The sequence below is a fragment of the Raineyella antarctica genome (assembly GCF_900092135.1).
GTDB classification, from domain to species: Bacteria; Actinomycetota; Actinomycetes; order Propionibacteriales; family Propionibacteriaceae; genus Raineyella; species Raineyella antarctica.
Genome location: NZ_FMYF01000036.1, coordinates 1 through 1,029, shown reverse-complemented (window position 1 = coordinate 1,029; position 1,029 = coordinate 1). Strand labels below are relative to the sequence as shown.

Below are 1,029 nucleotides of genomic sequence, written 5' to 3'. Positions count from 1 at the left end.
TGTCGGCAGGATTTCCAGGGTGGCACGATCAAGTGGCGCTCGGGTATCGGGATCATCGACTGTTCCCGGCTGAAGTGCGTGGCCCTCACCTTCGATGACGGACCCGGTCCGTACACCAGTCGGTTGCTCGACACCCTGGATGCGCAGAACGTCCAGTCCACCTTTTTCGTCGTCGGACAGAACGTCGGCAACTACCCGTCGACCGAACAGCGCGCCTTCCGCAACGGCAACGAGGTGATGAACCACAGCTGGAGCCACCCGGACCTGACCACGCTCAGCTACTCCTCGATCGTTTCCCAGCTCAGTTCCACCTCCAACGTGATCCAGTCAACCGTCGGCAAGCGCCCGAGCCTGATGCGACCGCCCTACGGCGCCTACAACTCCACCGTCACCTCGATCTCCCGCGACCAGGGGATGGCGGTGATCACCTGGAGCGTCGACACGCTGGACTGGAAGTACCGTGACTCGGCCTACGTCCGCAATGCGGCGGTCGCGAACACGACCTCCGGGTCCATCGTCCTGATGCACGACATCCACCCGACCACCGTCGATGCGGTGCCCGGCATCATCTCCGACCTGAAGGCCAGGGGCTACGTCCTGGTCACCGTCACCGACCTGCTCGGCGCTCCCCAGCCCGGAGTGGTCTACTCCCGGCGCTGACCGGACAACCTCATGCTCAAGGGGCTCGCCTTCGGGCGGGCCCCTTGAGCATGCTTGACAAGGTTCTTGATCAAACCCGGTGCCGGACATGGTTCCCGGACTTATCGTTGGAAAATGCGGGAAGCCTGAGGGCCCATCGAAGTCCATGGGTCGGCTACCCGGAGGGGGAAGTATGTCCGATATCCGGCGCCGATTGAGTGCCATCCTCGCCGCACTCGTCCTCGGACTGACCATGGCCTTGCCGCACGCCGTTCCCGCGTCGGCCCTTACTATCGGCGAGTTGGCGATTCAGGTGAAGGCGGCGGCGTCGGTTTCGGTGGTCGGTACGCCTGTGACGGCGATTTATTGTGGGCTGGTCGATGGTGGGTG

Annotated in this window: 2 protein-coding genes; both read left to right on the top strand. The window is 63.7% G+C overall.

What is annotated here, in order from left to right:
• A partial coding sequence (locus tag GA0111570_RS17220) for a polysaccharide deacetylase family protein (protein ID WP_217634253.1) occupies positions 1–660 on the top strand: 660 nt, incomplete at its 5' end.
• Between the two features lie 172 nt (positions 661–832).
• A partial coding sequence (locus GA0111570_RS17215) for a hypothetical protein (RefSeq protein WP_139283321.1) occupies positions 833–1,029 on the top strand: 197 nt, incomplete at its 3' end.